The following is a 25,523-nucleotide window of genomic DNA, read 5'->3' as shown; positions in this document are numbered from 1 at the left end:
TGTTCTAAATGATAATGATTGTTATTTATTAAGTCAACAACTTTATTAATGAAAAATTGATAGATTCACAATGTCATCACAACGGCATACGGTATGCTTTAATCTAAGATATAAAGTCAGGGTAGGAATAGCATGAAAATCAATCCAGCAACGGTACTTATTGTAGAAGATCATCAGGATCTTGCCGCCAATATTGGCGATTTTCTTGAAGCCGGTGGCATGACGGTTGATTTTGCTGCCGATGGTATAACCGCATTGCAGTTATGCAGCCAAAACCGGTTTGATGCGATTGTGTTAGATATTATGATGCCAGGAATTGACGGCTATGAGGTCTGCCTGCGAATCCGTAATGAGTTACAGCAAGATATGCCCATCATTATGCTCACCGCTCGCGATACCCTTGATGACAAACTAACTGGCTTTGAACAAGGTGCCGATGATTATTTAATTAAACCATTTGAAATGAAAGAACTGGAAGCACGCCTCATTTCACATATTCGACGCCACCGTGGTGATATGGATACCAAATCACTCACTATCGCCGATATGGTTTTTGAGCCCAAGACGATGCGGGTGACGCGGTCTGGGGAAGCCATTAAATTATCACCCATTATGCTACAAATTCTGCGTATTTTGATGCGTGAGTCGCCAAACCTTGTGTCACGAGAAAAACTTGAAGCTGAAATTTGGGGTGAAGATACGCCTGACAGCGATACCTTACGAAGTCATTTGTATAACTTACGCAAACTTATAGACAAACCCTACCAACAACACTTACTGCATACGATCCCCGGCATTGGCTACAAACTCTGCGAGGAAAAAGATTTGTAATCAGTCTTTACTGATTTGTGATTTCGGAAAATGCACACTCACTTCAGTACCAGAACCTAATTCACTGGAAATACTTAAGTGCCAGTTATAGCGGTTACACAGGCGCTTGACGATAGTCATGCCCAAACCGTATCCATCTGCTTGGTTTTGCTTTTCACCACGGTAAAACGGCTTAAACACTTGTTTGACCTGTTGCTTATCCATTCCAACGCCACTGTCTCTGACAGAAAACCCCTGCTGCCATATTTTTACCGTTATAGTGCCCTTCGGCGTGTAATTGAAAGCGTTGCGGATTAAGTTTCCTACTAATATATGTACTACTCTCTCGGGCGCATCAAGTTCCAATTTTGCCGTTTCTTCTATCTGCACCACCAGCGACTTGTCCTGAAACAATAGCTTTAAGGTATCGATTTCTTCTGTCACTAGCGCATTGAGCTGTACCCGGCTTGTCGGTAACACCTGCTCTTGTTCTCTGGCCAGTATCAACAGGGTTTCAATCAGGGCTTCCATATCATAGAGCGTGCGATAGATTCGGCTTATGGTTTTGTCTTCTTCGACTTGGTAGCGTCGTTCGAGTAACTCCATCGCACTGCGAAGCACAGCAATCGGGGTACGTAGTTCGTGGCTGGCATCTCGCGTAAATAAGCGTTCACGCTCAATAAACAGTTCCAGCCGGTCGGTAAACTGGTCCAATGCCTTCACCAGACTACTGACTTCTTCATCAGGTGACTCACGTAGTTCATGTAAATCCAGATCAGTTAGATGACCTTCTTTAACTTCAGCCTCTTCCACCGCTTTAGCTAGTTTAACAATGGGGGAAACCGCTTTATGCGATTGACGATAAGCAAACCACGCCAATAAATACAGCACCACCAAAACGGCAGCCAATGGCAAAATACCAAACACTAACGCAAGTCGGGACACCTTGACTTCATCAAAAATGAGATAGAGTCTTTGACTCCCCTTATCTTCAACATAAACGATTGGGGTTCCACCATTTAATTTTGCTCGTTGCAAGCCGGGTTCGAGAGTCTGCAAACTTTCAGGCAAATGTTGGGTCTGACCATTCATCGCTAGATACGCTTTCAAGTTCATCGTATTTGGAAGCGGAAAGTCGGGTTGTTGCTCACGCACAGACCAAAAATGGCTGGCCTCTCCCTCCAAAGCTGCACGCACCAGAATATCTTCAACCGTGGTTTTAGCTGCATAAATACCAGCAATAGTGACTACACTAATTAAAGCCACCTGGATCAGGAAAACTTTAATCAGCTTGGCATGAAGATTTGTTTTGGTTTTAGCCATTAACCTGCCATTTTCTTAGTGAATAAGTAATGACCGACTAGCCATTCATTGCCATCTCGATAACCAAACAACTCGGCGCAGGCCATGAAAAACAGTCGCCAGCGTTGTAGCCACTTTTTAGCTTCTTCTTCACCGTAAACATCACTAAAGAGCTTTACAATCTCATCGTGATGTTTATCCGTGTTATCAAGCCACGCTTCAGCGGTTTTCTGATAGTGCTTACCATTCACCAGCCATTGGCGTTCTATCTGCATCGTTTGCTGAAAATGCAATAACGTATCAGCTGATGGCATTAATCCGCCGGTAAAAAAATAGCGTCCCATCCAGTTGTCATCGCCCTCAGTTTCGAAAGGATAAACAACATGACGGTGGCAAAATATATGGACAAAGAGTTTACCGTCCTGACTAAGCCACTGACCTATTTTATCGAACAGCCGCTGATAATTACGCATGTGTTCAAACATCTCAACTGACACAATGCGATCAAATTGTTCATCCAACTCAAGCTCATTCACATCACACGTTATGATGCGGACGTTACTCAGCCCACGTGCTTTTAACTGTTTATCGATGTGAAGTCGTTGCGATTGTGAGTTCGAAACCGCAGTGATATGTGCATAAGGTAGTTTTTCAGCCATATGCAGCGTCAGCGAACCCCAGCCACAGCCGAGTTCCAGAATATCCTGTCCATTGGCTAGGTCTGCACGTTTGAGATAAAGATCCAGCATCGCGCGTTCTGCATCATCCAAAGTCAGGCAAGCGTCATCCCATAAACAACCGCTGTATTTGAGATGTTTGCCTAACACTTTTTCATAAAACGCTGCGGGTACCTCATAGTGCTGTTGGTTAGCTGCCTCTGTTTCAACAGCTATCGGACTTTGCCGAAGCATATCAATACAGTCATTTTTCCTCAGGCTGGCCGCTTCTGGGTCGTAGGCCATTTCATCCTGTAGCCTTTTTTTCAAAAGCTGCCTGATACCAACCCGGATCAAAGGATCCGGTACGATTTTTTTCTCCGCAAAATCAATCATTCGCATGTTTTTTCCTCCACGGAATAAACGCACTCGTGGTACGTTGATAACGACGGTAAGCATCGCCTCTGCTGCGTATTGCTTGTTGCTCGGTATAAGGAATGCCCGTGAATAAATACAAAAAAGCCAACATGACTACAGGAGCTAACCACAGCCAGCCCCCTCCCAGTAGTCCTAGGCCAAGAATGGGGTAAGCAAACCAATGCAGCCACTCAAAGAAATAGTTGGGATGACGTGAATAAAACCATAAGCCTTTTTCACAGACCTGTCCTTTGTTATCAGGATTTTCTCTAAATGACTGCAACTGCTTGTCTGCAATATAGACACCGGTACTGGCAAACAAGACCAATACCAGCGCCACAAAGATAGTGATAGGGTTGGCTTGCTCAGCTTGGCTCAACCACCACACAGGTAGCGTGAATGTCCAAGCGAGAACTGCTTGAAACTGGAAAAAGAAAAAATGATTTCGATGTGTTTTTTCACCCCAGTATTGTCGCAAATACCGGTAACGGCCATCTTCATCCTCAGCAAATACGCGACCACTTAAATGCACACACAAGCGTAAATACCAGATCCCCATTATCCCCGCAGCGACTATTCTCAAGAGTACATCGCCGTCGGCTTGCCAGGCGTAATAAACAGGTATCAAACTCATCAGAGCAGCCCATAGCACATCGACCACGCCGGCATTATCCGTTTTGCCCTCATACAGCCAGCCCAGGAACATCACTATCACCGCGAACATATAGCTAGTAATGAGCATAGATTGTCTCCTTATCAGCCTGCTGCCAACGCTCAGCGAAAGCCATAAACATAGGTACAACGATTGACCAGCTCAATGCTAATGCCACTAACGCCGGAACAAACTCAAGCAAAAACACAGCCCCTAATTTACTGCCGGCATAATAGGACAATGGTGCTGCAACGAGGGTACACATCACGATCAGACCGTAGCGTTTTTTAAGCCAGTTTAATGAGTGGTTAAGGGTAAGCATAAAATTCAGCCACAACGCCCCAATCCATATCGGCGGCAAACCAGTCTGTGGATCAGCGGCATAAGCTATCCAGCCTAGGTGTAACCAGACAGTATCTAACAACATGCCGACCACGAGACCGCTCACCAAAAGCTTTGCATCAGCCCAGCGACAATGACTAAAAGTTAATTGCAACAAGGCAAAGGTAATGACTGCAGCAAGCGCATAAAGGCTGCTGCCCTTGGCCGCAGTGAGAACAGTGATGAACCAGACTAACTGGAATGCAAGGAAATTCAGAATATTAGCCATTGCGTGGTATCCACTGCGCTCTACGATTAGCTGTTTTACTGAATAATAAATGTACATCGCTAATGCTGCGTTCGATAAAGCCCCCTTCGCAGTAGCACAGGTAAAACTCCCACATACGGATAAACTGTTCATCGTAGCCCAGCGCCCTGACCTGCTCGATGTGTTGAAAAAAGCGTTGACGCCAAATATTCAATGTTTTGGCATAACTGGGGCCGATATCTTCAAGATTGCTTAATTTAAGTTCGGCTCTGCCAGCGGCTTCGACTAGAACACTAACGCTGGGAATAAAACTGCCAGGGAAAATATAACGCTTAATGAAATCAACGCTGTTTATAGCTTGATGATAACGATGGTCTTCCAGCGTAATCGCTTGAATGATGGCTAAACCATCGGACTTTAATAGGTCATGACAGCACTGAAAGTAGTCATCAATAAAGTGATGCCCTACCGCCTCTACCATTTCGATAGAAATCAATTTGTCGTATTGCCCCGTCAGATCACGATAATCCTCTAGCAATACCGTCACTTTATCTTCTAAATCAAGTTCGCTGACGCGTTTGTTGGCGAGATCGTACTGCTCACGTGAAATCGTCGTCGTGGTCACGCGACAGCCATAGTGCAACGCAGCAAATACGGCACAGCCTCCCCAGCCAGTGCCAATTTCAAGCAAATGATCTTCAGGCTGCAAATCGAGTTTGTCACATAAACGGCTTAGTTTATTGAATTGGGCTTGTTCCAGTGTCTCGCTTGCATCAAAAAACAACGCCGAGGAGTACATCATATGATCTCGGTCCAGAAACAACTCAAACAGCTCGTTACCCAAATCATAGTGTGCCGCGATATTGTCACGGCTACCTTCTCGGGTATTTTTACGCAGCCAATGCACTCCCTGCATCATCCACCCCGTGAACCGCGCCAGCCCCTTTTCCATATCATCGACCAGGTGGCGATTTCTCACCAATAGTCGTACCAACTTAGTGAGATCATCCGTTTTCCACTCACCAGAGATATAAGATTCAGCAGCGCCGACTGAGCCCCCTAAAACAGCCGCTTCAAAAAAATGGGCATCGTTAACATGTATACAGGCCTGTAGGTCGGCACCTTCTTGACCGAGGTGAATGACTTCATCTGCGGTATAAATCGTTAAATGACCATCCGTTAAATCAGCAAGCTGCTTTAACAACAAAAATTTACAGAGCCGACTAAACCGACTTGGTTTGGTTTTATCTGCTGAAATAACTGCTATCTTGGAATTCATGACTTTTCCCTGTTTTGGGTTTTGTCGGTCTGACTAACAGCATCTGGGTGGGTATAGAAAGGTACCCGCTTTAGCCACAACTTCATCGCTTGCCAATAAATACGACCTACAATTCGTAGAGTTTGTATGGGGTAGCGTTTGGGTAAATCAGCCATACTTGCCTTGGTAAGTGGCTGAGGCCGGAGTGTCATATCAACATGAAACTGTTCCTCAGCGTGGCGAAATAATGTCATGTGAACGGTCAGTTGATCGTCGGTAAGATGAAACCGCCAGTCATACTGCATATCCATTGGCATAAAAGGCGAAATATGAAAAGACTTATCAAACTGGGCGCGAACTTCGTTCATTGAAGACTCTGCCCTTAAGACATAGCAATGGCATTCATTCCATGGGGTGTTATTGATATCTGCTAGCAGATAAGCCAGCTGATTTTTTTCGTTATAGCAGAAATAAAAACTAACCGGATTAAAGACAAATCCCAGATAACGCGGCTGAGTCAGCAGAAACACCTTACCGGCAAAGTGTTGTCCCGTAGTTTTGAAGATCTGCGCTTGCACCGCTGTTTTCAGATCACCCCTGTTACGCCCCAAATAATCTTTGCGGAAAAAACTGATGAGATTAAATTTTTCCAAAGACCACCAGCGGGATTGTTTGAAGCTATCCGCTAGCTGGTCAAGATCCATCATCACCATCGATAAGGTGTATGTAAATTGATGTTGGATGGGTAGTAATCTTTTGTGACTAACGTGGCCACGGTAGATTGCCGACTTAAGCATGTGATGCCCTCTCAGCAACCTGTTCGACCACATTCAGTGCGCTTGTTACGCCATCTTCGTGAAATCCCCAGCCCCAGTAGGCACCACAAAAGTAAGTATGCTGCTGCCCTGAAATTTCACCCCAGCGTTGTTGTGATTGTATGGTCTTTTCGTTAAACACCGGATGGCTATAGTGCCGTTCCAGAAAGACCTTGTCGGGATCCACACGCTCTGCTGAGTTTAGCGAAACAATAAACTCAACCGGTGCATTCAAGCCCTGTAATGTATTCATATGATAAGACACCGTGCAGTGCTGGCTCAGTGCTTTCCCGACATGAACGTTCCAACTGGCCCATGCCTTGTGATCGACAGGTAACACCGTCTCATCTGCATGAAGTTGCATATGGTTATCTTGATAGGCGATGCCCCCCAAAACTTCCAGTTCAGCTTGGCTTGGCTCTGAGAGCATGCCTAAGGCCTGGTGCGAATGGCAGGCTAGCACCACCGCATCAAAGGCGAGTTGTTCACCGGCAACACGCAGCGAAACACCGTTATAAACTCGATTGATGTACTGAACCGGACTGGATGTCAGCACGTTTGCCGGGAGCTTTTCTAATAATTTTTCAACATAACGACGAGATCCACCTTTAACAACCCGCCACTGTGGCCTGCCGGCAATAGACAGCATTTTGTGATTGGCCATAAACGCCACCAGAAAACGGGCTGGCATGGTCATTAAACTGGCACTTGGTCCTGACCACAAAGCACACGCCATCGGTAGCAGATGATCATTGATAAAAATGTCGCTGTAATGATGTTTTTTCAGGTATTGCTCTAGAGTTTCTTGATTGTCCTGCTCCGTCAGCAAAGCAGGTGCCTGTCGGTAGAAGCGCACAAGATCACTCAACATCTGGTAAAAACGTGGATTAAACAGATTCCTGCGCTGGCAAAACAGTTTGTTCAAATTGGTGGCATTGTATTCCAGCCCAGAATCGCTGTTAGTGACACTAAAACTCATTTCTGTCGCCACTGAGTCGACATCTAATTGCTTGAGCAGAGCACTAAAGTTTGGGTAATTGTGTTCATTGAAAACAATAAAGCCGGTATCGACTGCCCAACTTTTCCCAAGCACATTTATCTCGTGGGTGTCGGTGTGTCCGCCGATATAGTCATTGGCTTCAAAAACGGTTACATCGTGCTGCTTGGATAAATACCAAGCGGCGGTCAGTCCCGATATACCGGCCCCCACTACAGCGATTCTCATTAAACGACGTCCTTGCTCAGGTGATTTCTATCTCGTTTAGCAACAGGGATTGTCCGCATGTCCCAGATTAATCCGAGCTTATTCATTATTGATAAAATATAGTAACTAATATCTACTTCCCACCAATAAAAACCTTGTCTGGCCGATGCCGCATGGTAGTGGTGATTGTTGTGCCAGCCTTCCCCCAAAGTGAGTAATGCCAGCCAGAAATTATTACGGCTGTGATCGGGTGTGTAGTAACGTCTTGAACCCATTTTGTGTGCTAGTGAGTTAATAAGCAAAGTCGCATGAAGCAACACAATGGTAGATATACAATAGCCCCAGACAACTAATTGCCAACCGTTTGTCTGCATTGATGGAAACCAAGCTGCCATCATCTCGCCCAGCACATAAAGACTGACAGCAAGAAGAATTGGTACAGCAATATCAAACCTATCAAGCCAGCGTAACTCAGGATAGGTCGCCAGTTCAGGCACCATTGCATAATCAGTATTGAAATGCTGTTTGTTGAGAAACCAGCCTATATGACTCCACCAGAAACCTTGCTTGGGTGAATGCGGGTCATCCGGCTGATCAGCAAACCGATGATGTTTACGATGATGTGCAGCCCACCATAGCGGGCCACGTTGGGTTGCACTGGCACCTATCACAGCGAACGTGAGTTGAACCACACGTGATGTTTTGAATGATTTATGTGCGAAAAAACGATGGTAAAAAGCAGTAATGGCAAACATTCTCAGCAAATACAACGCCACTGCGACTGTGACGGCAAACACTGAAACACCCACCCAAATCACTGCCAGACTGCCTAAATGCAAGGCGATGAAAGGTATGATCCGCATCCAGTCGATATCACGACTACCCGACTCATTGGAATCGGTTCGCTGTTTACTATCAAACCAGTGACGTATTGCTCGCATAAGTTACTCTCATTAGATACTCATCAAGCCTAGACAGGAAATTGTGAATTTGTTGTGAAAGAAGCTATAGCAACACTTCACTGCAATTTCACAGTGTTGCATATTCACTATGTAGCGAACACAAATGGTCGAATTGGAGCCGTGATGATAAAACAACTAAGCCTATTAATCGCCATAACATGCTACTCATTTTCAGCTTCTGCTGAAGGCTTTCCTGAATCTATTTCTATGGATGGAAAACAGTTACAACAATGTAGCAAAACGGCCATCAAGGTACTCAAGTTCATTGATGTCGGGCAAGCCGCTTTGTTCACATCAGATTGTGGCAAATTACCCAACTTAACTTCGAGCCTACAGCTCTCCTTTATTTACCATCGTGATTTTGATGCGGACGACTTTGTCGAAGCATCAGAGACCCTGTTGCAACGAAACCTCACTGCTAGTCAGTATGCAGAAATCCAAAACGAATTAAACGTGTTTAACCAATCATACCAGTCTGTGGTTGAAGGTGATCGTTATGACATTAGATTGAATCAGCAAGGGTTGTTTTTGATAAAAAATGGCACGCCGCTTAGCCATAGCACGTCTCAATTATTAGGTAAGCATTACTATCAGATCTGGTTCGGTGCTAAGCCTTTCAATCAAAACCTGAAACAGGCGCTGCTTCAAACTGAATAGATTCAGCTTGAATGTTTAAAATAACGTTGGGCCTCAGCATTAACCTTCGGTGCCAGCAATATCGCTGCTGTCATGGTCGGGATTGCCATCAGTGCATACATTGAATCAATCAAGCTCATAACCACCTGCAAAGAAGCAATTGCCCCCAATACGACTAAGAGAATATAAATCCAGATGTAGCGGTCCTGATTTTCGGCACCAATCAAGAAGCCCAGACATTTACTGCCGTAGTACCAGAATGTAAACACGGTACTCATACTCAACAGCCCCACAATTAGCACTAATATCCAGCTACTACCCTGAGGAAACAGCAATTTAAATGCTTCGGCCGTGAGTGTAATGCCATCATAGTCAGTGTTTTGCCAAACACCACTGATAAGAATCACTAAGGCGGTGCAGGTGCAGACAATTAAAGTATCAATCACAGGCCCCAGCATCGCGACCATACCTTCGCGTACCGGTTCTTTGGTTTTGGCTGCACCATGCGCCATCGCTTCTGTGCCAATACCAGCTTCATTTGAAAAGGCGGCACGTCGGATACCAGTCACAATCACAGCCCCAACGACACCGCCTGCTACAGCCTGACCACTAAAAGCATCAACTATAATTAGCTGCAATGCTGCCGGTACAGCATCAATGTGTTGAATGATCACCGTGAATGTTAGTAGCAGGTATGCCAGCACCATTGTTGGCACCAGCCAGGCGCTAACAAAACCCAGTCGAGGTAACTTACCTAAGCCCACAACAAGCACCAGACCAGCTAAAACAATGCCGACACCTAAGTCGAAATGAAAATGATCGACCTCAGTTGTCATTCCCGCTGGAATCGCAATAATATCGCGTATTACCTGCACTAACTGATTCACCTGAAAGATAGGCATGGTGCCCAACAAGCCGGCAACAGCGAAAAAATATGCAAACGGCCGCCATCGGCGAGTCATGCCTTCCCGAATCACATACATTGGACCGCCTTGCCATTGGCCACGACTATCCCTGCCTCGGTACATCACTGCCAACGTGCAAGTGTAAAACTTCGTGGCAATGCCGAGAAACGCGCTCACCCACATCCAGAAAATGGCGCCCGGGCCCCCCATCGCAATAGCTAAGGCTACACCCGATACATTGCCCATGCCGAGTGTTCCGGAAAGCGCGGTACTCAATGCTTGAAAATGGGATAGCTGGCCAGGATCATCCTTATCTTTATGCCGAAATAACAGTGCAATACTGAGTCCAAGGTGACGATAAGGTAAAAGACGGGAATAGAATAAAAAAAACAGGCCACCGCCGACCAGCAAGAAGACCAGAGGCAATCCCCATAAAAATCCGACCAGTTGTTGCAAAAAATGCTCAATCTGGGCTTGCATCAAGATCTATCTAGCAGTGGCAGGTTCACGTTGTCTTTGTTGCCACCACATGGTCAGTAATAGCAGCAATAGGCCTGAAACAATGCCAGGCAAGCCTTCATAGACTGCATTATGCCAGCCAGCAAAGCGCCAGCCCAAAGCGACGGCTAACCCTGCCAACATCGCAATAATGCTGAGTTTCTGGCTGGGTTTATAGCCCAGAGATAACACCATGAGTAAGGGTGCAAAAGCACTCGCCAAGCCAGACCAGGCAAAGATCACCAAACTGAACACGCTCTCCGTGCTGGTTAACGCCCATAGCAATGCAACAAACACAATAACGACAGTGGTGAGTTTTAGAATTAGGGTGTTTTCGATTTCGTGCGGTAAGAGATCATGTGTGACAGCTGCTGAACAATTTAAGACAAGCGAGTCTGCTGTCGACATGGTGGCAGCGAAAATTCCTGCCAGCACCATGCCCACTAACACCGGTGGTAGTAATTCAACCGCCATCGTCGGCAAAGCTAGCTCAGCATCGAATGAGGATGGGTCCCCAAGATAAACACGAGACAACATGCCAACCCCCGTTGCCATGCAATAAAACGCGACAAACCACACGTAATACCACACGCGAGCCTGTCGCATACGACCGCTTTTATTCAATGCCATAAAGCGAACCATAACGTGCGGTTGTCCAATGACAGAAAAGCCAGCAAACATCCAGCCTAGGGCGAACATCACACCACCCGCGAGCCCAGGGAAAATAAGATCATCAGGAAATAGATTGAGAAAGCCATCAACATCGCGCATTTGACTGATTGCGCCATCCAACCCGCCTAGCGACATCGTTGCAACAACCAACATTAAAGCCATAGCCACAATCATCACTACCGATTGCGCGGCATCCGTCCAAATGGAGGCACGAATCCCGCCTGCGAAGCAGTACAAGGTCACCATCACCGCCCCCATCAGGGCACCGGCGTAGTGAGGCCAATCCAATAAGACCTGCAATGCCTTACTGCCAGCAACCAATTGTGCACCGGCATACGCCAGCAAAAATATAAGGGAAATAAGCGCAATTAAACGCTGGAGGGCTTTATCGTTTTGTCCGAACCAGTTACTAAGCACTCCGGCATAGCTGGCTTCTGCCGTGTCTTGTGTGGCTTTGCGTAAACGGGAATGAATAAAGGTAGACGCCATAAAGTCACCTAAAATCCAGGCCACCATCAACCACACAGCAGCAAGGCCCGTAGCATAGGTGTAGCCAATCACCCCGATAAACATATAGCCACTGTTGTTGGTGGCTACCGCCGATAGCCCCACCAGACCGGGCGAAATATCACTGCTGGCTAGGTAATAGTCTTTCTTGGTGCCACGGCTTCGTAAAACCGAACTCACACCGATAATGACAAAGATCGCAAGAAAACCAAGAAAGCTCCAGACCATTATTATTTCCTTATTTGACGCTCGGTACTGAAAACAAACTTAGTTATCACTGCTGGGTTTAAGCAGCTCTTCCAGTCCGGGATAACTTTGCAATGCAGCTAATGCCGGATCATTCCCACATTGGTCACGGTAGGCATCACTGTGGCCGATTGCCTTTTGTAAGAAGTGTACGGCCTCATCAAACTGTTCCATTGCCGTATGAGCACAAGCCAGTTGATAGAAAGCATGACCATTTTCTGGATCAGACTCTAAGGCTTGATGACACAGATTCGCAGCCCATTGCGGCTCATCCAGCTCTAGAACGGCATCAGCCTTATAGGTTAAGGCTTCAACATCGTAGGGCCTAATTGCCATGATTTGGTCATACACCGCAATTTTACTGGCCGGGTTTGTTTCTTGTCCGGCACGCAACCAGAGTGATTGAGCCTCTTGTGTGCGCTCAATCTTCTCGCGGTTTTCTTCAATTTGCTGTGTTTCCAAGCTCAATTGCTGTTCGATCGCACGTAAGCGTTGTTCATACTCGCTTACCAGACTGTTAATTTCCTGATCCGCTAAGGTGTGCACACGTTCTTTAATTTCACGGATTGAAGACCAACCTACCAGCACCAAAATCGACGATGCGGCAGCGATTAAATAGAAAAAGTAAGTAACGGTGTCGGTTGCATAAGTAACCGCTTTATCCACCGCTGAATACTCTCTATCGACAGACATTTGAATTAACTCAGCCCGCTGCGCCGCCATGTCGGTACGTAATTGTTTGAGTTCATCCAGCACATAGCGCTCAATAAACGGCGTATACAACGGTTTTTCTAACTGTTCCAGTGTTTGATTAATTTGCGCTTCATTACTCGTTTCAGCTGCAAGCAACTGAAACGGCAATAAAAAGATAATAACTAATGCTAGGAAGCGAGACATATGGCTTTACCGTGATCATGAATTTCGACCAGTACACTATGCAGACTTTTTATTGCATCATCATAATCATTTTCATCGATGATGAATTGCATATCGACTTGACGCATAGATTGGTGCATCGCCAACACACTAATATTTTGCTTGGCCAATGCCCCCACGGTTTTTGCCAAAATGCCCGGTATTTTCATATCACTACCGATAGCTGAAACAATAGCAACTTTCTGCTGATTAATTTCGGCATCGGTAAATTTCTGTTCCAAGGCATTACGAATACGCTTGATGGTTTTCAAGTTAGTGGACAGGTAATGTGTGATCGTATTGGCATTAATATCTTTGGATACGATGTGCGCTCTGAAGCGACGTATCGTTGCTAGGATTTCACGATCATACTCATCGATGTTGCCTGCCATGTCCTGATCAAATAACTCAAAGGCATAAACGCCTTTACAGCCCGCAATGATCTCAACACAAGGATCGGTACTGACATAATCACCGGTGATGAGTGTACCTGCGTGTTCCGGCTCAAACGTGTTGCGTACGCGAAGTGGAATCTCATTTCGACGCATGCCTTTCGCCGCTTTCGGGTGAATTGCTTCCATCCCCAAATTAGCCAGTTGATCAGCAACATCGTAGTTAGTACGACCAATCGGCACGGCATTATCTTCCCCTACTAAACGGGGATCGGCGCTGCTTAAATGAAATTCTTTATGAATGATTGCTTCGTTTGCTTTTGTCAGCACAGCGATCCGACTAAAGGTCATTTCACTATAGCCACGATCAAACATCGACATTAAGCCATCATCACTATGTGCATAACCGGTACAGATAGGTAACTGTTTGTCGAGATCAATCTCACGGAATGCATATTCGATGCGCTCATCCAACGGCAAATGGTTATCCGTTTTCCACCCTGTCAAATCGACAAAGCAGGCATTGATGCCATCACGCTGCAATAACTGTGTTGTGTTCCAGGCGCTGTGTGCTTCACCAATACAGGCCAGCATTTCACGCACCGTTTCCAAGTGCATATCTAACTCAAAGTGACCGTGTTGGCAGAGTCGCTGCAAATCAGTCAGACAACGTTCTGCGTCATCCAGTCGCTCACCAATGAAGTTATTAGCGCGTTCTAGATTTTCCTTTTTGGTGTAAAAGGTTTTGTTGATATCAAAGATTTTTTGCTTTAATTCGTGCAGGGCATCTTTCCAGCTATCATCTTCATGACCACTGGCAAAAAGACCAAACACGCCAGGCTGGCCTGTCTTTTTGTGTTCAAGCAACATATCTGTAATGCCGCCGTAAGCAGACACGACAAATATGCGATTGTAGAGCGAGTCGTTATGAACGGGTTTCAGAATGATATTATCGCGGACTGCGACGTAGTCGCTCATAGACGTGCCGCCGATTTTTTCTACCGTATGAAAACTCATTGTATTGTCTCTGTATATCCTTTTTTAGGGGTTGCAGTTTGGGCAACCAATTCGACCACGTTTCTGCAGTCGACGAAAACAGGGCTCGACCCTGTGGCCAAAATCCCAGAGCGCATTAAAGCGCCTGGGATAGACCTTAACTTGTTTAACTGCTGATGGTGTCAGCTTCTAACTCGTAAGAACCATCTTTGTTATGTACTTCCGTACCATGCAAAGGTGGGTTGAAAACACACGCCAGCTTTAACTCTTTAAACGCACGCAGCATGTGACGATCATGCTTGTCCAAGTTATATAAAGTGCCTGGTGTAATGGAATATTTTTTACCGTCTTCAAGTGATTCAATTTCACCTTCACCACTGATGCAATAAACTGATTCCAAATGATTCTGATAGTGCATACGGAAATCTGCACCTTCGTAAATCGTTGTGACATGGAATGAATATCCCATATTGTCGTCTTTCAGCAGCAGGCGGGTGCTATCCCAGTTACCGTTAGGATCATAAATCTTACGGTCGGTTTGTTCTGCTTCCTGAAGTTGTCTGACGATCATTGTAATTCCTCTATTCTAAAACTGATAAAGATTGGGGTGAAGTAAAACAATCGGCAGATAGTCACTGCCGATTGTTTGTGACTTGACTGTTATGGACGCGCCATTTTGTCAACTTCGTCGCTGACCGAATAGTCGCCTTCAAAGTAATCTTTTTCTTCCGGAATATCGCCTGCTTTAGCACAGACTTCTTTGATCGACTCTTCCAGAATGTTGATACCTTTTTCCAGGTTTTCTTGTGTAATGGTCAATGGACACAAGAACTTAACAACGTGGTCTTCGGTACCACTGGTTTCGATAATCAACCCTTTTGTGAACGCATTGTGCGTAATTTTTCCTGCAATATCACCGCTTACACAGTTGATACCACGGAACATACCGCGACCATGCGAGTTAAAGTTACCTTCACCATATTTTTCGACAATTTTGTCGACACGTTGGGCAATATAATCGCCTTTGGCTTGTACTTCTTTGGCAAACTTATCATCTTTCCAATAGTTGTCGATCGCTGCCTTAGCCGTGATAAAGGCAGGATTGTTACCACGGAAAGTACCGTTATGTTCACCCGGCTTCCATTGATCCAATTCCGGTTTCATCAACAGGATGGCAAAAGGTAGACCGTAACCACTTAAAGATTTAGAAACGGTAACGATATCTGGGTAAATACCAGCTTCTTCAAAGCTAAAGAAGGTACCGGTACGACCACAACCAGCTTGTATATCATCGATGATCAGTAACACGTCGTGTTTTTTGCACACATCAGACAAGCTCTTGAGCCATGTCATAGAGCAGGCGTTAATACCACCTTCACCCTGTACAGTTTCAACAATCACAGCTGCGGGTTTATCAACACCACTGCTTGAATCTGACAGTACCTTGTCTAGGTAATTAGTGGTGTCCACTTCATCACCTAAGTAACCATCGTAAGGCATGCGGGTAGCACCACTCAGGCTCACACCTGCACCACCACGGTGATGACCATTACCGGTAATCGCCAATGAACCCAAGGTTTGACCATGCCAGCCGTTGGTGAACGAAATCACATTCTCACGTCCGGTGTATTTACGTGCTGTTTTTAGCGCTGCTTCTACTGCGTTGGTTCCAGTAGGACCAGTAAACATCACAATGTAATCCAAATCACGTGGCTTCAGAATATATTCGTTGAAGCTTTCCAGAAACTCACCTTTAGCACGAGTGTGCAGGTCTAAGCCCTGTGTAATACCATCATCTTCAATATATTTAAGCAGTTCTTTTTTGAATAGCTCGTTATTGTGACCATAGTTGAGCGAACCGGCGCCGGCTAGAAAGTCAAGATAGACGTTACCTTCCTCATCGTAGACGTGCTCATCTTTAGCACGGTTAAAGATACGGGGAAATGAGCGCGCATATGAGCGTACTTCCGATTCAATTTCCTCAAAAATTTTCATGGTATTGGTGTCTCCTGATAAATGTTTATTCGGTTCGAGTTAGTGTGTGAACTAACTGTTGATAGGACCGATTTTGACCAGCATTTCCGTTTCGTGCTGGCCGGCAAAATGTTGCTGACGATCAAACATGACTGAGTGATTCAATTGGGCACTCAATTTATTCGCCAGGCTCTCAAATAACGCCCATGACGCTCGATTATCGGGGGTGATGGTCGTTTCAATATACTTTACTTGCTGACACGCTGGGCGCTGCAAAATGTCACGAAGCATGCGACTTGCAAGGCCTTGCCCGCGCGCTTTCTCTCCTACTGCGACCTGCCATATAAATAAGGTATCAGGCTGCTTGGGTAATACATAACCGGATATGAATCCGACAATGTCTTCATCCAACTCGGCGGCTACCGAGGTATCTGAGAAATGACTGCTTTGAAGCAAATTGCAGTACATAGAGTTGGTATCCAACGGCGGGCATTGGGCGATTAGTTCGTACACTGCTGCGCCATCTTCTGCTGTGGGTGCCCGCAGAATAATCGGGGCAGCATCGGCTTGTGCAAGGTTCATATTATAAATAGCTCTATTATTTATATGTCTAATTAATTAAATTTGGATTGTTGACGAATAACAGCAGTTAATTCAATAATTCACGTTGTTTTTCAGTTAATTATCTAATTTAATGCTTGATTTGTTTAGACGTCTAAATATATAGTACACTAAATAAATATAAAGTCCAGTCTCCGTTCACCATCCTAAGTTGCATAGATGTCAGAACAATTACACAGAGAACAATGGCTTTGTTTTCAGGTTGAAAACGAAATGTATGCTCACCCTGCGCATCAAGTCAGAGAGATTCTCAGCTATATAAAGCCCGTCCCCGTACCCGGTTCATTGGCTTGTATTGAGGGGGTGCTGAACATCAGAGGCGAGATCGTCACCATCGCTTCATGCCGACACTTATTGGGCATGACTCGTTATGCAGCAAGTGAGCACATCATCATCGTGGAAACTGTTGTTGGCTTATTTGGTATTAGTGTCGATGAAGTAGACAAGATCAAATTACTGAACAAAGAAGAGATGGAACTAACACAAGCATCGAGTGATTACAGCCCCGTCAAAGCGACGATTAACGACCAACAACAGTTGTTGATCCTGACCGACTTTGATCGTTGCGTTAAAGAATTGGAAAATTATGAGTAAAACTATCGGTTTAAATTTAGACGCGGTTTATAATCTGAACCTAAACGACGCTCAGAAGGATCAGCTATTGAACCATATTGAAGAAGTGTTAATCGCGCTACGACGCGTGATTAGAGCCACCGACCTGCACTCTAAATACTTGGCTAAAACAACCAGCCTCACCGCACCACAAATTTTGTTACTGCAAATTTTACGTGATAAAGGCCAGATTACTATTGGTGAATTGGCGCAAGAACTTAGTCTCAGCCAAGCAACGGTGACAACGATTCTTGACCGGCTGGAAAAGCGTCAGCTTGTTTATCGCCAACGTTCAGAAACAGATAAGAGAAAGGTTCACGCATTTCTCACTGATGCGGCGATGGAAATTCTGAAAAACGCACCGATCCCACTGCAAGAACAGTTTACCCGTCAGTTTGGTGATCTGCAGGAGTGGGAACAAACCATGATCATTTCGTCATTAAAGCGCGTGGCACAAATGATGGATGCACAACATATTGATGCTGCCCCGGTGCTGGATATTGGTGTACTGGACAGACAAGATACCGTCATCGAAAAGCCACACGCATTTGAAGAAGACAAAAAGAAACGTTAGCAACTCAACATTTTAGCTTGTTCTTGTGTTTCGACGCCTTCAGCAATGTTTCTTAAATCAAGGTTTTCGGCTAATTGCACTATCGTTTGTGCATTAGTCGCATCTTGACTATTCAGAGCAAAATTTCATCAACAAACGGCTTATCGAATTTTAAATGTATCCAGTGGAAATGTCTTAAGGTAACTCAAGGGTGTTAGCCCTCCCCTTTCAGAGGCTATCATGGTGCAGGATTGGCATAGCGTTGATGAATATCAGCTATGCCCGACAGCACCTCATCACTCAATTCTAGCTCAATACTGGCTATGTTCGTTTTTAGCTGTGCCAGACTCGTGGCACCAATAATGTTAGCAGCCAGAAAAGGTCTGGTATTAACAAAAGCTAATGCCATTTGTGCGGGATCAAGTTGCTGCTGTTGGGCTAATTCAACATAGGCTGTTGTTGCTGCAACCGCTTGTTCATTACTGTAACGCTTGTAATGGGGCCAACGCGTAATTCTCGCCCCTGCCGGTTCAGCATTATTTAAGTACTTTCCTGTTAATACGCCAAACCCAAGTGGTGAATAAGCCAGCAAGCCAATATTTTCTCTATGACTTATTTCAGCACACCCGACTTCATAACTACGATTAAGCAAACTGTACGGGTTTTGAACACTCACAATAGACGGCAAGTTGTAACTTTTGGCAGCGTTAAGAAACTGCATTATGCCCCAGGGCGTTTCATTAGACAGGCCGATATAGCGAATTTTTCCTGCATTGACCTGTTGCTCCAATGCTTTGAGCGTTTCATGAATAGGTGTCAGATCGGCTTCGTTAGGATCTGCCTCATAGCCTAACTGACCAAAATAATTTGTTTCACGCTCTGGCCAGTGAAGTTGATATAGGTCGAGGTAATCAGTCTGTAATCTCTTAAGGCTCGCATCCAAAGCCTGTTGGATTGTTTTTGCATCAAAACGTGTTTGTCCGCCTCGGATATGAGCAACCCAATCTGGGCCGGGGCCAGCGATTTTACTGGCCAGCACAATATCATCACGTCGCCCCCGTTTTGTCAGCCAGCTTCCAATCACTGATTCAGTAGCGCCGTAGGTTTCTGCTTTTGGAGGAATGGCATAGAGCTCAGCCGTATCAATAAAATTCACCCCTTGATCAACCGCAAAATCTAATTGCTGATGACCTTCCTGCTCGGTGTTTTGTTCACCATACGTCATGGTACCCAGACAAATTCGACTGACCCGCAAATCGCTTTTCCCCAACGTGTTGTATTGCATAAACCCTGTGCCTTATATAAAAAAAGCCCCGCTCTGTATCAGAGCGGGGCTATTAACTTAACAATAGTCTGTTTGACGGTGCAATCCTGATTTACTTAGGCCCCATAAAGATACTTTCATAGACAGTGGAGATCTCCGGGTTATTGATCACATTCGCCTTGAACTCAATCGACGTTAAGGCTTTGTTAATATCCTCTGCATGAACGCGTACCAACGCCGTCAACGGCACGACTTTACCCGGTTCCACGGTGATTTGGTCATTCATTCCATGCAAGGTCGCGCCCTCAAGACCACTCAACTGATAACGCACTTCTATCGCTTGCTGGGTTTTATTCAGTAGCTTCAGCGTGTATTTGTTTTGTATCGACCCATCACTGAGTTTAACGAACAATGGCTGACGGTTATGGATAACTTTAAATTCGGTCGGTGACAGGGTGGCAAAACCATACATTATCCCAGCCAAGGCGGTGAGTAAGATAACGCTGTAAATAATCACGCGCGGCCGTTTGTATAAGGGTAAGACGTTGGCATCGTGGTGCAGTTCCTTATACGAGGCATAACGGATAAGTCCGCGTGGCTGGTCGGTTTTGTCCATGATGCTGTCACAGGCATCAATACACATGCCACAGGTAATACAGCCTTCTTGTTGGCCTTTACGGATATCTATACCGGTCGGACAGACAGCCACGCAGACTTTGCAGTCAATGCAGCTGCCTTTGCTGGTATCCACCTGGCCTTTTTTGAGTTTACCGCGAGGTTCGCCACGTTCAGCATCATAGGCGGGTAAGACGGTGTCCTGGTCATACATGACGCCTTGCAGACGAGCATAAGGGCATAGCCAGAAGCAGACTTGTTCACGCATAAAGCCGGCAAAGACATAGGTGAATATGCCAAAGGTGGCCATGGATATCCATACAGGCAACGGGGCTTGTAAGGTGAAGATGTCACCCCACAGTGCGAAGGCGTCGGTAAACCAGGCAGCAAAGGAGATACCGGTGAGTAAGGCGATGGCTATCCATAGGCTATGTTTGGCACTAACACGCCAGAGTTTGTCGATACTCCACGGGGCTTGTTTGAATTTATGGGCTTTTTGCGGGGTGTCGCCTTCAAACCTGGTTTCAATATAGGTGTAGATATCGGTCCAGACGGTCTGGAAGCAAAAGTAGCCACAAAACACGCGTCCGGCGACACTGGTCACCGCGGCCAGTAAGATAGCAAAAAACAGCAGTGTTAACGATAGCATCCAGATGTCTTGGGGAAAGACGGTGAGTTCGAACAGGTTGAATTGGCGATTGGGAATATCAAACAAGATGGCTTGCTGGCCATCCCAACGCAGATAAGGACCGATAAAGAAGATCGACCAAATCGACATGCCAAGCCATTTCAGATTCCTAAAGCGGCCTTTCAGACGCTTGGCTACGACCTTTTCGCCACCCGCATTAATGTGCCAGTCGGAGACTTCGTCGTAAATTTGTGAGACGTCTTGGACGTCATGCATATCATTAAGAGCCATAAGTTACCTGCTTACATTCTTTAATATCAATCATTTTTAAACCACCGCTCTGGTTAAACGCTGCGTTTGTGAAAGTAATCGTGTCAAAATCGTCAGCGCCTCGGTAAGCGAATCTAAGTCTGTAGCGAGCCCTAATGAGACTCTAACAGCATCGATTGGTTTATTTGTAATGGCAAAGCTGCTGCTAGGCACAATCGTGACCCCCATCTTCTCCGCATGAGAAGCAAAGTCGGCTGCCAGCCAATTATTCGGTAATGCCAACCATAAATGGTGACCATCGGGATCCGCCTGATAAGTCCAGTCCTTCAATATCGTCGCAGCAAGCTGTTGCCTTGCATTATTTTCCTGACGAATAGCCTGTGCAATATCATCTAGCGTGCCGTCGTAAATCCAGCGGGTCACTAAGGCACACATTAATGGCGGTGCCATCAACTGCGTCGCACGAATGACGTCTGCAAGTTTTTCAATATCATCAGCATTGGGAGTAATGATGAAAGCCACCCTGAGGGCTGGGGTTGCACACTTTGAGAGTGTTGCAATGTGCCACGTCAGTTCAGGTAACAGCGAGGCAAATGCCTCAATCGGCTTCGTTTGTAGCGTTGAATAAGGATCATCTTCAATAATCGCCACCTTATAGCGTCTGGCAATCTCAACGATTTTCTTCCTTCTCGCTAGCGGAATCGTAGCGGTCGTTGGGTTATCCAAAGCTGGGATGACATATAAAGCCTTTATCGATTTTTTTTGACAACTTTGCTCGAACGCATCAGGAATAATCCCCTGCTCATCCGTAGCAATCGCTTGTAGTTGACAGCCTAATTGTTGCGAAACGGCATTCAAACCCGGGTAGGTGTATTCAGCTGTTGCTAAGTATTCACCTTGTTTTAGCAAGTGATGACAAATGGCATACAAGGCACTTTGTGCGCCACCAGTGATCAGAACACGATCAGCATGGATGTTGACTACTTTTGCCTGCAACCAATGTGCAGCCGCTTCACGGTCAACGGGGTTACCCGCACTGTCTTGATAATGCAATTGAAGCATACGGCGTTGATCCGCAATGAGTCCGGCGATGCCCTCGGGGATCCGCTGCTGAAGATTGGCTGAAACAGGTTGGGGTGGATTATTCATACTTAAATCCAACAAAGCCTGTTTATCTGAAATTAGCTTTTTCTCAACCGCACCACGAATAAAACTGCCGCGACCTTTATTGCCCTCAACTAAACCGCGTCGACGAGCCTCATTAAAAGCTCGAGTCACTGTTGTCAGATCAACCCGCAACGCCTCAGCAATAGCCCGTTGGGATGGTAAACGGTCACCAGGTTTAACGCGGCCAGCATATATATCAGACTCCAACGCCTGAACGATGCCAAGGTACTTTCTGCTTGCTTCGTCATGTAGATGTGGTTGCCATAGAGCCATAATTAGTTCTTGTATGCGTTATATATACATACAAACTATCAGGGTCTTAGGGTCATCACAAGTGATAATTTATCTCGCTCCACACAAACGGCATGACACCAACTAACTTTTTGTTTTTATATTCATAAGCACAGTCACACATCATTATATTGCGCTAACATCAAGACACAAAAACCGCATTGTATGGCTATTACTTGAAGACATAAAAAAAGGATGACACCAAAGTGCCATCCTTTCCTCCTCAACTAAGAGGATTCGCGCAGATAGATGCTGACGAACAGGTCAATGACCGCCAGCACAATGTATGACTCCATGCAGATAGCAGCTATCCATTGGAATAATTACTCAATCATTGTTTAGTGATTTATAAAGTGCAACTGAGAACAATGCGAAAGGTTGAATGACTTGGGATGTGACTAAATAGAATAAAAAAACCAGCTCACCGGGAATGAGCTGGTTTAGGGTGGAGTGAACCATGAATCATATAGTTCAGCTCAAGCTTAATAATTTAAACGAGAAATTTCTGTGAAATTATTAGCGTAAATCAAAAAGCAGAATAATTGGTCGGGACAGAAGGATTTGAACCTTCGACCCCTTGCACCCCATGCAAGTGCGCTACCAGGCTGCGCCATGCCCCGACTGATTAAAACTGGTTGGAATATCGCCAACGAGGGCGACATATTAGCAGGAACCAATACTAAAGAATAGAGAGGTTCCTGCTAAATGAGCGATATTGTTTTTATTTTGATGCGTCCATCTCAGACAGCGATTGCCATGTGCTGACAACAGTATCTGGGTTGAGCGAGATACTGCTGATACCACGTTGTAACAACCACTCAGCCAGATCGGGATGATCTGATGGCCCTTGGCCGCAAATACCCACATATTTACCGGCATCACGACATGCTGTAATGGCCATATCCAACATAGCCAATACCGCGGGGTTACGTTCATCAAATGATTCTGCAACCAGCGCTGAGTCACGATCCAGCCCCAGCGTTAGCTGAGTCATATCGTTTGAACCGATAGAAAAGCCATCGAAATATTCGAGGAATTCTTTCGCCAATACCGCATTGGATGGCAGTTCACACATCATGATCAAACGCAGACCGTTTTTACCACGTTCCAAGCCGTTCTCTTTCATCAATCTGACAACAGATTCAGCTTCAGTCGTGGTACGAACAAATGGAATCATCAATTCAACGTTGGTCAGCCCCATCTCATCACGAACTCGCTTCATCGCTTCTACTTCTAACTTAAAGCAATCTGCAAAATCTTCTGAGCTGTAACGTGATGCACCACGGAAACCAATCATCGGGTTTTCTTCATGGGGTTCAAACAATGGGCCACCGATCAGGTTGGCGTACTCGTTTGATTTAAAGTCTGACATGCGCACGATAACCGTTTCCGGGTAGAACGCGGCGGCGATTGTTGAAACACCTTCCGCAATACGGCTGATATAAAATTCAACGGGATCGCCATACGCTGTAGTACGTTCTTTAATCGCTTGTTTGACGTCACCTTCCATTTTATCAGCGTTCATCAGTGCTTTTGGATGAATACCGATCATGTTGTTGATGATAAATTCCAGACGCGCCAGACCGACACCTTTGTTAGGTAGCTGCGCAAAGCTAAATGCACGATCCGGGTTACCCACATTCATCATGATTTTGACGGGTAACTCTGGCATGTTATCGAGTTCTTCAACGCGGTGATCGAACTCTAACAAACCAGCATAGATATTACCTTCGTCACCTTCTGCACAAGAAACGGTAACGTTAGAACCCTCAGCCACTTTCTCTGTTGCATCACCACAGCCAACAACAGCCGGAATACCTAATTCACGAGCGATAATCGCAGCATGACAGGTACGACCACCACGGTTAGTGATAATCGCCGAGGCGCGTTTCATAATCGGTTCCCAATCAGGATCCGTCATATCTGTTAGCAATACGTCACCGGCTTCAAATTTATCCATTTGATCCAGGCTATTGAGTAAGCGCACTTTACCTTGGCCAATTTTGCTGCCGATTGCACGCCCTACTGCCAGCAAGTCACCTTGTTGGTTGAGTACGAAAGATTCACGCACGTTTTTCTTAGTGCGGCTTTGTACGGTTTCAGGACGCGCCTGAACAATGTAGATACGGCCATCATTACCATCTTTTGCCCACTCGACATCCATTGGACGACCGTAGTGTTCTTCAATAGTCACGACCATTTTAGACAAGGCTTCGACTTCTTCATCGCTCATGCAGAAAAATAAGCGCTGCTCTTCGTCAACATCGATAGTTTTAACTGGGTTAGAAGCTTCGCCCGAGTAAACCATCTTGATCGCTTTTTGGCCGACAGTGCGACGCAATACGGCTGGACGGCCATCTGCTAATGTTTTTTTGTGAACGTAGAATTCGTCAGGGTTGACCGCGCCTTGCACAACCATTTCACCCAAACCGTAACTACCCGTTACAAATACGACGTCGCGGAAACCGCTTTCTGTATCCAATGAGAAGGCAACACCGGCACAGGCGATATCTGAACGTACCATTTTCTGTACGCCCGCTGACAACGCGACTTCACTATGATCAAAACCCTGATGATCACGATAGGCAATGGCACGGTCATTAAATAATGACGCAAACACTTCACGAATTTGTTTTTTGATATTGGCAAGGCCTGAAACATTGAGGAATGTTTCCTGCTGACCAGCAAATGACGCATCTGGTAAATCTTCTGCCGTTGCTGATGAACGCACTGCATAGGTGGTTTCTGGACCGTATTCTTTTTCAAGCGCGGTGTAAGCTTCATCGATCGCTTTTTCCATCGCTTCTGGATACGGGATAGTCATAATCCAATCACGGATTTCCTGACCTGTTTTTTGCAGTTCAGTCACGTCATCGACATCAAGCTCACGTAACCTTTCGTTAATTTTATCCTGCAAACCGTCGTGCGCTAGGAACTCTCTGTAGGCATCTGAAGTTGTGGCAAAGCCGCTAGGGACAGCTACACCCAAAGGCGCCAGATTTTGTAGCATTTCACCTAAAGAGGCGTTTTTGCCACCGACTCTGGGGACATCTTCCATGCACAGCTCATCCAGAGAGATAACATATTCCGACATAG

The 25,523-nt window shown here is 45.6% G+C and carries 23 protein-coding genes and 1 tRNA gene; 4 read left to right on the top strand and 20 right to left on the bottom strand.

All coding sequences use genetic code 11. The features are described from left to right. Window positions 1-132: 132 nt before the first annotated feature. Window positions 133-831 carry a response regulator transcription factor gene (locus MDMS009_RS11295; RefSeq protein WP_036313958.1) on the top strand — a complete coding sequence of 233 codons (699 nt, stop codon included), beginning with the start codon at window positions 133-135 and terminating at the stop codon, window positions 829-831. Here MDMS009_RS11295 and MDMS009_RS11290 read toward each other — a convergent pair whose 3' ends face one another. Genes MDMS009_RS11290 through MDMS009_RS11255 form a run of 8 tightly spaced genes read right to left on the bottom strand, consistent with a single transcriptional unit; the run spans window position 832 to window position 8,644 of the window. Continuing rightward, the gene (locus MDMS009_RS11290) at window positions 832-2,133 is read right to left on the bottom strand and encodes a sensor histidine kinase (protein ID WP_008291750.1); all 1,302 of its coding nucleotides are present in this window, start codon (window positions 2,131-2,133) and stop codon (window positions 832-834) included. Beyond that, window positions 2,133-3,170: an SAM-dependent methyltransferase gene (locus tag MDMS009_RS11285; protein WP_043888226.1), complete on the bottom strand. Its 1,038-nt coding sequence runs from the start codon at window positions 3,168-3,170 to the stop codon at window positions 2,133-2,135. Before MDMS009_RS11285 ends, MDMS009_RS11290 begins: the two co-directional genes overlap by 1 nt. Continuing rightward, on the bottom strand, window positions 3,157-3,927 hold the full coding sequence (locus tag MDMS009_RS11280) for a DUF1295 domain-containing protein (protein WP_043888302.1): 771 nt from the start codon (window positions 3,925-3,927) through the stop codon (window positions 3,157-3,159). The genes MDMS009_RS11285 and MDMS009_RS11280 overlap by 14 nt, the downstream gene beginning before the upstream one ends. After that, complete coding sequence (locus MDMS009_RS11275; protein ID WP_008291249.1) at window positions 3,914-4,447, bottom strand: DUF2878 domain-containing protein; 534 nt, start codon at window positions 4,445-4,447, stop codon at window positions 3,914-3,916. The genes MDMS009_RS11280 and MDMS009_RS11275 overlap by 14 nt, the downstream gene beginning before the upstream one ends. Continuing rightward, window positions 4,440-5,705: an SAM-dependent methyltransferase gene (locus MDMS009_RS11270; RefSeq protein ID WP_008291230.1), complete on the bottom strand. Its 1,266-nt coding sequence runs from the start codon at window positions 5,703-5,705 to the stop codon at window positions 4,440-4,442. The genes MDMS009_RS11275 and MDMS009_RS11270 overlap by 8 nt, the downstream gene beginning before the upstream one ends. Continuing rightward, on the bottom strand, window positions 5,702-6,481 hold the full coding sequence (locus MDMS009_RS11265; RefSeq protein ID WP_008291506.1) for a DUF1365 domain-containing protein: 780 nt from the start codon (window positions 6,479-6,481) through the stop codon (window positions 5,702-5,704). Before MDMS009_RS11265 ends, MDMS009_RS11270 begins: the two co-directional genes overlap by 4 nt. Further along, window positions 6,474-7,724 carry an NAD(P)/FAD-dependent oxidoreductase gene (locus MDMS009_RS11260; protein WP_043888225.1) on the bottom strand — a complete coding sequence of 417 codons (1,251 nt, stop codon included), beginning with the start codon at window positions 7,722-7,724 and terminating at the stop codon, window positions 6,474-6,476. The genes MDMS009_RS11265 and MDMS009_RS11260 overlap by 8 nt, the downstream gene beginning before the upstream one ends. Then, the gene (locus MDMS009_RS11255; RefSeq protein ID WP_008291751.1) at window positions 7,724-8,644 is read right to left on the bottom strand and encodes an acyl-CoA desaturase; all 921 of its coding nucleotides are present in this window, start codon (window positions 8,642-8,644) and stop codon (window positions 7,724-7,726) included. Before MDMS009_RS11255 ends, MDMS009_RS11260 begins: the two co-directional genes overlap by 1 nt. A 144-nt stretch (window positions 8,645-8,788) precedes the next feature. On the opposite strand from MDMS009_RS11255, the gene MDMS009_RS11250 reads away from it, so the two are divergent. Further along, entirely contained in the window at window positions 8,789-9,322 is a 534-nt protein-coding gene (locus MDMS009_RS11250; protein ID WP_154647025.1) for a chalcone isomerase family protein, read from the top strand. 2 nt (window positions 9,323-9,324) lie between these two features. On the opposite strand, the gene MDMS009_RS11245 is transcribed toward MDMS009_RS11250, so the two are convergent. The 7 genes from MDMS009_RS11245 to ectA form a co-directional block, all read right to left on the bottom strand. Beyond that, window positions 9,325-10,686: an alanine/glycine:cation symporter family protein gene (locus MDMS009_RS11245; RefSeq protein WP_008291455.1), complete on the bottom strand. Its 1,362-nt coding sequence runs from the start codon at window positions 10,684-10,686 to the stop codon at window positions 9,325-9,327. A 6-nt stretch (window positions 10,687-10,692) separates the two neighbouring features. After that, window positions 10,693-12,111, bottom strand: a complete 1,419-nt coding sequence (locus tag MDMS009_RS11240; RefSeq protein ID WP_008291397.1) for a sodium/proline symporter — start codon at window positions 12,109-12,111, stop codon at window positions 10,693-10,695. A 39-nt stretch (window positions 12,112-12,150) separates the two neighbouring features. Next, a complete protein-coding gene (locus MDMS009_RS11235) occupies window positions 12,151-13,026 on the bottom strand; it encodes a TPR end-of-group domain-containing protein (RefSeq protein ID WP_008291693.1) in 876 nt (291 codons plus the stop codon). Then, window positions 13,011-14,453, bottom strand: a complete 1,443-nt coding sequence (locus MDMS009_RS11230; protein ID WP_008291361.1) for an aspartate kinase — start codon at window positions 14,451-14,453, stop codon at window positions 13,011-13,013. The genes MDMS009_RS11235 and MDMS009_RS11230 overlap by 16 nt, the downstream gene beginning before the upstream one ends. A gap of 145 nt (window positions 14,454-14,598) precedes the next feature. Further along, entirely contained in the window at window positions 14,599-15,003 is a 405-nt protein-coding gene (locus MDMS009_RS11225; protein ID WP_008291583.1) for an ectoine synthase, read from the bottom strand. Window positions 15,004-15,092: 89 nt separating this feature from the next. Next, window positions 15,093-16,427 (bottom strand): diaminobutyrate--2-oxoglutarate transaminase, encoded by a 1,335-nt coding sequence (gene ectB / locus MDMS009_RS11220; RefSeq protein WP_008291572.1) that lies wholly within the window; start codon window positions 16,425-16,427, stop codon window positions 15,093-15,095. A 51-nt stretch (window positions 16,428-16,478) separates the two neighbouring features. Beyond that, window positions 16,479-16,988 carry a diaminobutyrate acetyltransferase gene (gene ectA, locus MDMS009_RS11215; protein ID WP_008291259.1) on the bottom strand — a complete coding sequence of 170 codons (510 nt, stop codon included), beginning with the start codon at window positions 16,986-16,988 and terminating at the stop codon, window positions 16,479-16,481. Window positions 16,989-17,186: 198 nt separating this feature from the next. Here ectA and MDMS009_RS11210 point away from each other — a divergent pair, with 198 nt between their 5' ends. Together MDMS009_RS11210 and MDMS009_RS11205 are read left to right on the top strand one after the other, a co-directional pair. Beyond that, window positions 17,187-17,621 carry a chemotaxis protein CheW gene (locus MDMS009_RS11210; protein WP_008291326.1) on the top strand — a complete coding sequence of 145 codons (435 nt, stop codon included), beginning with the start codon at window positions 17,187-17,189 and terminating at the stop codon, window positions 17,619-17,621. Then, a complete protein-coding gene (locus MDMS009_RS11205; protein WP_008291647.1) occupies window positions 17,614-18,213 on the top strand; it encodes a MarR family winged helix-turn-helix transcriptional regulator in 600 nt (199 codons plus the stop codon). Before MDMS009_RS11210 ends, MDMS009_RS11205 begins: the two co-directional genes overlap by 8 nt. A 217-nt stretch (window positions 18,214-18,430) precedes the next feature. On the opposite strand, the gene MDMS009_RS11200 is transcribed toward MDMS009_RS11205, so the two are convergent. The 5 genes from MDMS009_RS11200 to ppsA all read right to left on the bottom strand — a co-directional run bounded on the left by MDMS009_RS11200 (window position 18,431) and on the right by ppsA (window position 25,521). Further along, complete coding sequence (locus MDMS009_RS11200) at window positions 18,431-19,477, bottom strand: NADP(H)-dependent aldo-keto reductase (protein WP_008291392.1); 1,047 nt, start codon at window positions 19,475-19,477, stop codon at window positions 18,431-18,433. Between the two features lie 91 nt (window positions 19,478-19,568). Further along, window positions 19,569-20,990 carry a cytochrome c oxidase accessory protein CcoG gene (gene ccoG / locus MDMS009_RS11195; RefSeq protein WP_008291732.1) on the bottom strand — a complete coding sequence of 474 codons (1,422 nt, stop codon included), beginning with the start codon at window positions 20,988-20,990 and terminating at the stop codon, window positions 19,569-19,571. Between the two features lie 36 nt (window positions 20,991-21,026). Then, on the bottom strand, window positions 21,027-22,409 hold the full coding sequence (locus MDMS009_RS11190; RefSeq protein WP_008291306.1) for an aminotransferase-like domain-containing protein: 1,383 nt from the start codon (window positions 22,407-22,409) through the stop codon (window positions 21,027-21,029). Between the two features lie 561 nt (window positions 22,410-22,970). Further along, window positions 22,971-23,047, bottom strand: a tRNA-Pro gene (locus tag MDMS009_RS11185). Between the two features lie 101 nt (window positions 23,048-23,148). Continuing rightward, window positions 23,149-25,521, bottom strand: coding sequence for a phosphoenolpyruvate synthase (ppsA, locus tag MDMS009_RS11180; RefSeq protein WP_043888224.1), 2,373 nt, complete (start codon window positions 25,519-25,521; stop codon window positions 23,149-23,151). Between the last annotated feature and the right edge of the window lie 2 nt (window positions 25,522-25,523).

Origin of the sequence: Methylophaga thiooxydans DMS010, assembly GCF_000156355.1 — a bacterium.
Taxonomy (GTDB): domain Bacteria; phylum Pseudomonadota; class Gammaproteobacteria; order Nitrosococcales; family Methylophagaceae; genus Methylophaga; species Methylophaga thiooxydans.
The sequence above is the reverse complement of the archived record's forward strand: the minus strand, read 5'-3'. Positions and strand labels throughout refer to the sequence as shown.

Excerpts from the sequence above, each read along its gene's own strand:
- MDMS009_RS11295 (WP_036313958.1), top strand. The coding sequence starts at position 133 with ATGAAAATCAATCCAGCAACGGTACTTATTGTAGAAGATCATCAGGAT.
- MDMS009_RS11290 (WP_008291750.1), bottom strand. The coding sequence starts at position 2,133 with ATGGCTAAAACCAAAACAAATCTTCATGCCAAGCTGATTAAAGTTTTC.
- MDMS009_RS11285 (WP_043888226.1), bottom strand. The coding sequence starts at position 3,170 with ATGCGAATGATTGATTTTGCGGAGAAAAAAATCGTACCGGATCCTTTG.
- MDMS009_RS11280 (WP_043888302.1), bottom strand. The coding sequence starts at position 3,927 with ATGCTCATTACTAGCTATATGTTCGCGGTGATAGTGATGTTCCTGGGC.
- MDMS009_RS11275 (WP_008291249.1), bottom strand. The coding sequence starts at position 4,447 with ATGGCTAATATTCTGAATTTCCTTGCATTCCAGTTAGTCTGGTTCATC.
- MDMS009_RS11270 (WP_008291230.1), bottom strand. The coding sequence starts at position 5,705 with ATGAATTCCAAGATAGCAGTTATTTCAGCAGATAAAACCAAACCAAGT.
- MDMS009_RS11265 (WP_008291506.1), bottom strand. The coding sequence starts at position 6,481 with ATGCTTAAGTCGGCAATCTACCGTGGCCACGTTAGTCACAAAAGATTA.
- MDMS009_RS11260 (WP_043888225.1), bottom strand. The coding sequence starts at position 7,724 with ATGAGAATCGCTGTAGTGGGGGCCGGTATATCGGGACTGACCGCCGCT.
- MDMS009_RS11255 (WP_008291751.1), bottom strand. The coding sequence starts at position 8,644 with ATGCGAGCAATACGTCACTGGTTTGATAGTAAACAGCGAACCGATTCC.
- MDMS009_RS11250 (WP_154647025.1), top strand. The coding sequence starts at position 8,789 with ATGATAAAACAACTAAGCCTATTAATCGCCATAACATGCTACTCATTT.
- MDMS009_RS11245 (WP_008291455.1), bottom strand. The coding sequence starts at position 10,686 with ATGCAAGCCCAGATTGAGCATTTTTTGCAACAACTGGTCGGATTTTTA.
- MDMS009_RS11240 (WP_008291397.1), bottom strand. The coding sequence starts at position 12,111 with ATGGTCTGGAGCTTTCTTGGTTTTCTTGCGATCTTTGTCATTATCGGT.
- MDMS009_RS11235 (WP_008291693.1), bottom strand. The coding sequence starts at position 13,026 with ATGTCTCGCTTCCTAGCATTAGTTATTATCTTTTTATTGCCGTTTCAG.
- MDMS009_RS11230 (WP_008291361.1), bottom strand. The coding sequence starts at position 14,453 with ATGAGTTTTCATACGGTAGAAAAAATCGGCGGCACGTCTATGAGCGAC.
- MDMS009_RS11225 (WP_008291583.1), bottom strand. The coding sequence starts at position 15,003 with ATGATCGTCAGACAACTTCAGGAAGCAGAACAAACCGACCGTAAGATT.
- ectB (WP_008291572.1), bottom strand. The coding sequence starts at position 16,427 with ATGAAAATTTTTGAGGAAATTGAATCGGAAGTACGCTCATATGCGCGC.
- ectA (WP_008291259.1), bottom strand. The coding sequence starts at position 16,988 with ATGAACCTTGCACAAGCCGATGCTGCCCCGATTATTCTGCGGGCACCC.
- MDMS009_RS11210 (WP_008291326.1), top strand. The coding sequence starts at position 17,187 with ATGTCAGAACAATTACACAGAGAACAATGGCTTTGTTTTCAGGTTGAA.
- MDMS009_RS11205 (WP_008291647.1), top strand. The coding sequence starts at position 17,614 with ATGAGTAAAACTATCGGTTTAAATTTAGACGCGGTTTATAATCTGAAC.
- MDMS009_RS11200 (WP_008291392.1), bottom strand. The coding sequence starts at position 19,477 with ATGCAATACAACACGTTGGGGAAAAGCGATTTGCGGGTCAGTCGAATT.
- ccoG (WP_008291732.1), bottom strand. The coding sequence starts at position 20,990 with ATGGCTCTTAATGATATGCATGACGTCCAAGACGTCTCACAAATTTAC.
- MDMS009_RS11190 (WP_008291306.1), bottom strand. The coding sequence starts at position 22,409 with ATGGCTCTATGGCAACCACATCTACATGACGAAGCAAGCAGAAAGTAC.
- ppsA (WP_043888224.1), bottom strand. The coding sequence starts at position 25,521 with ATGTCGGAATATGTTATCTCTCTGGATGAGCTGTGCATGGAAGATGTC.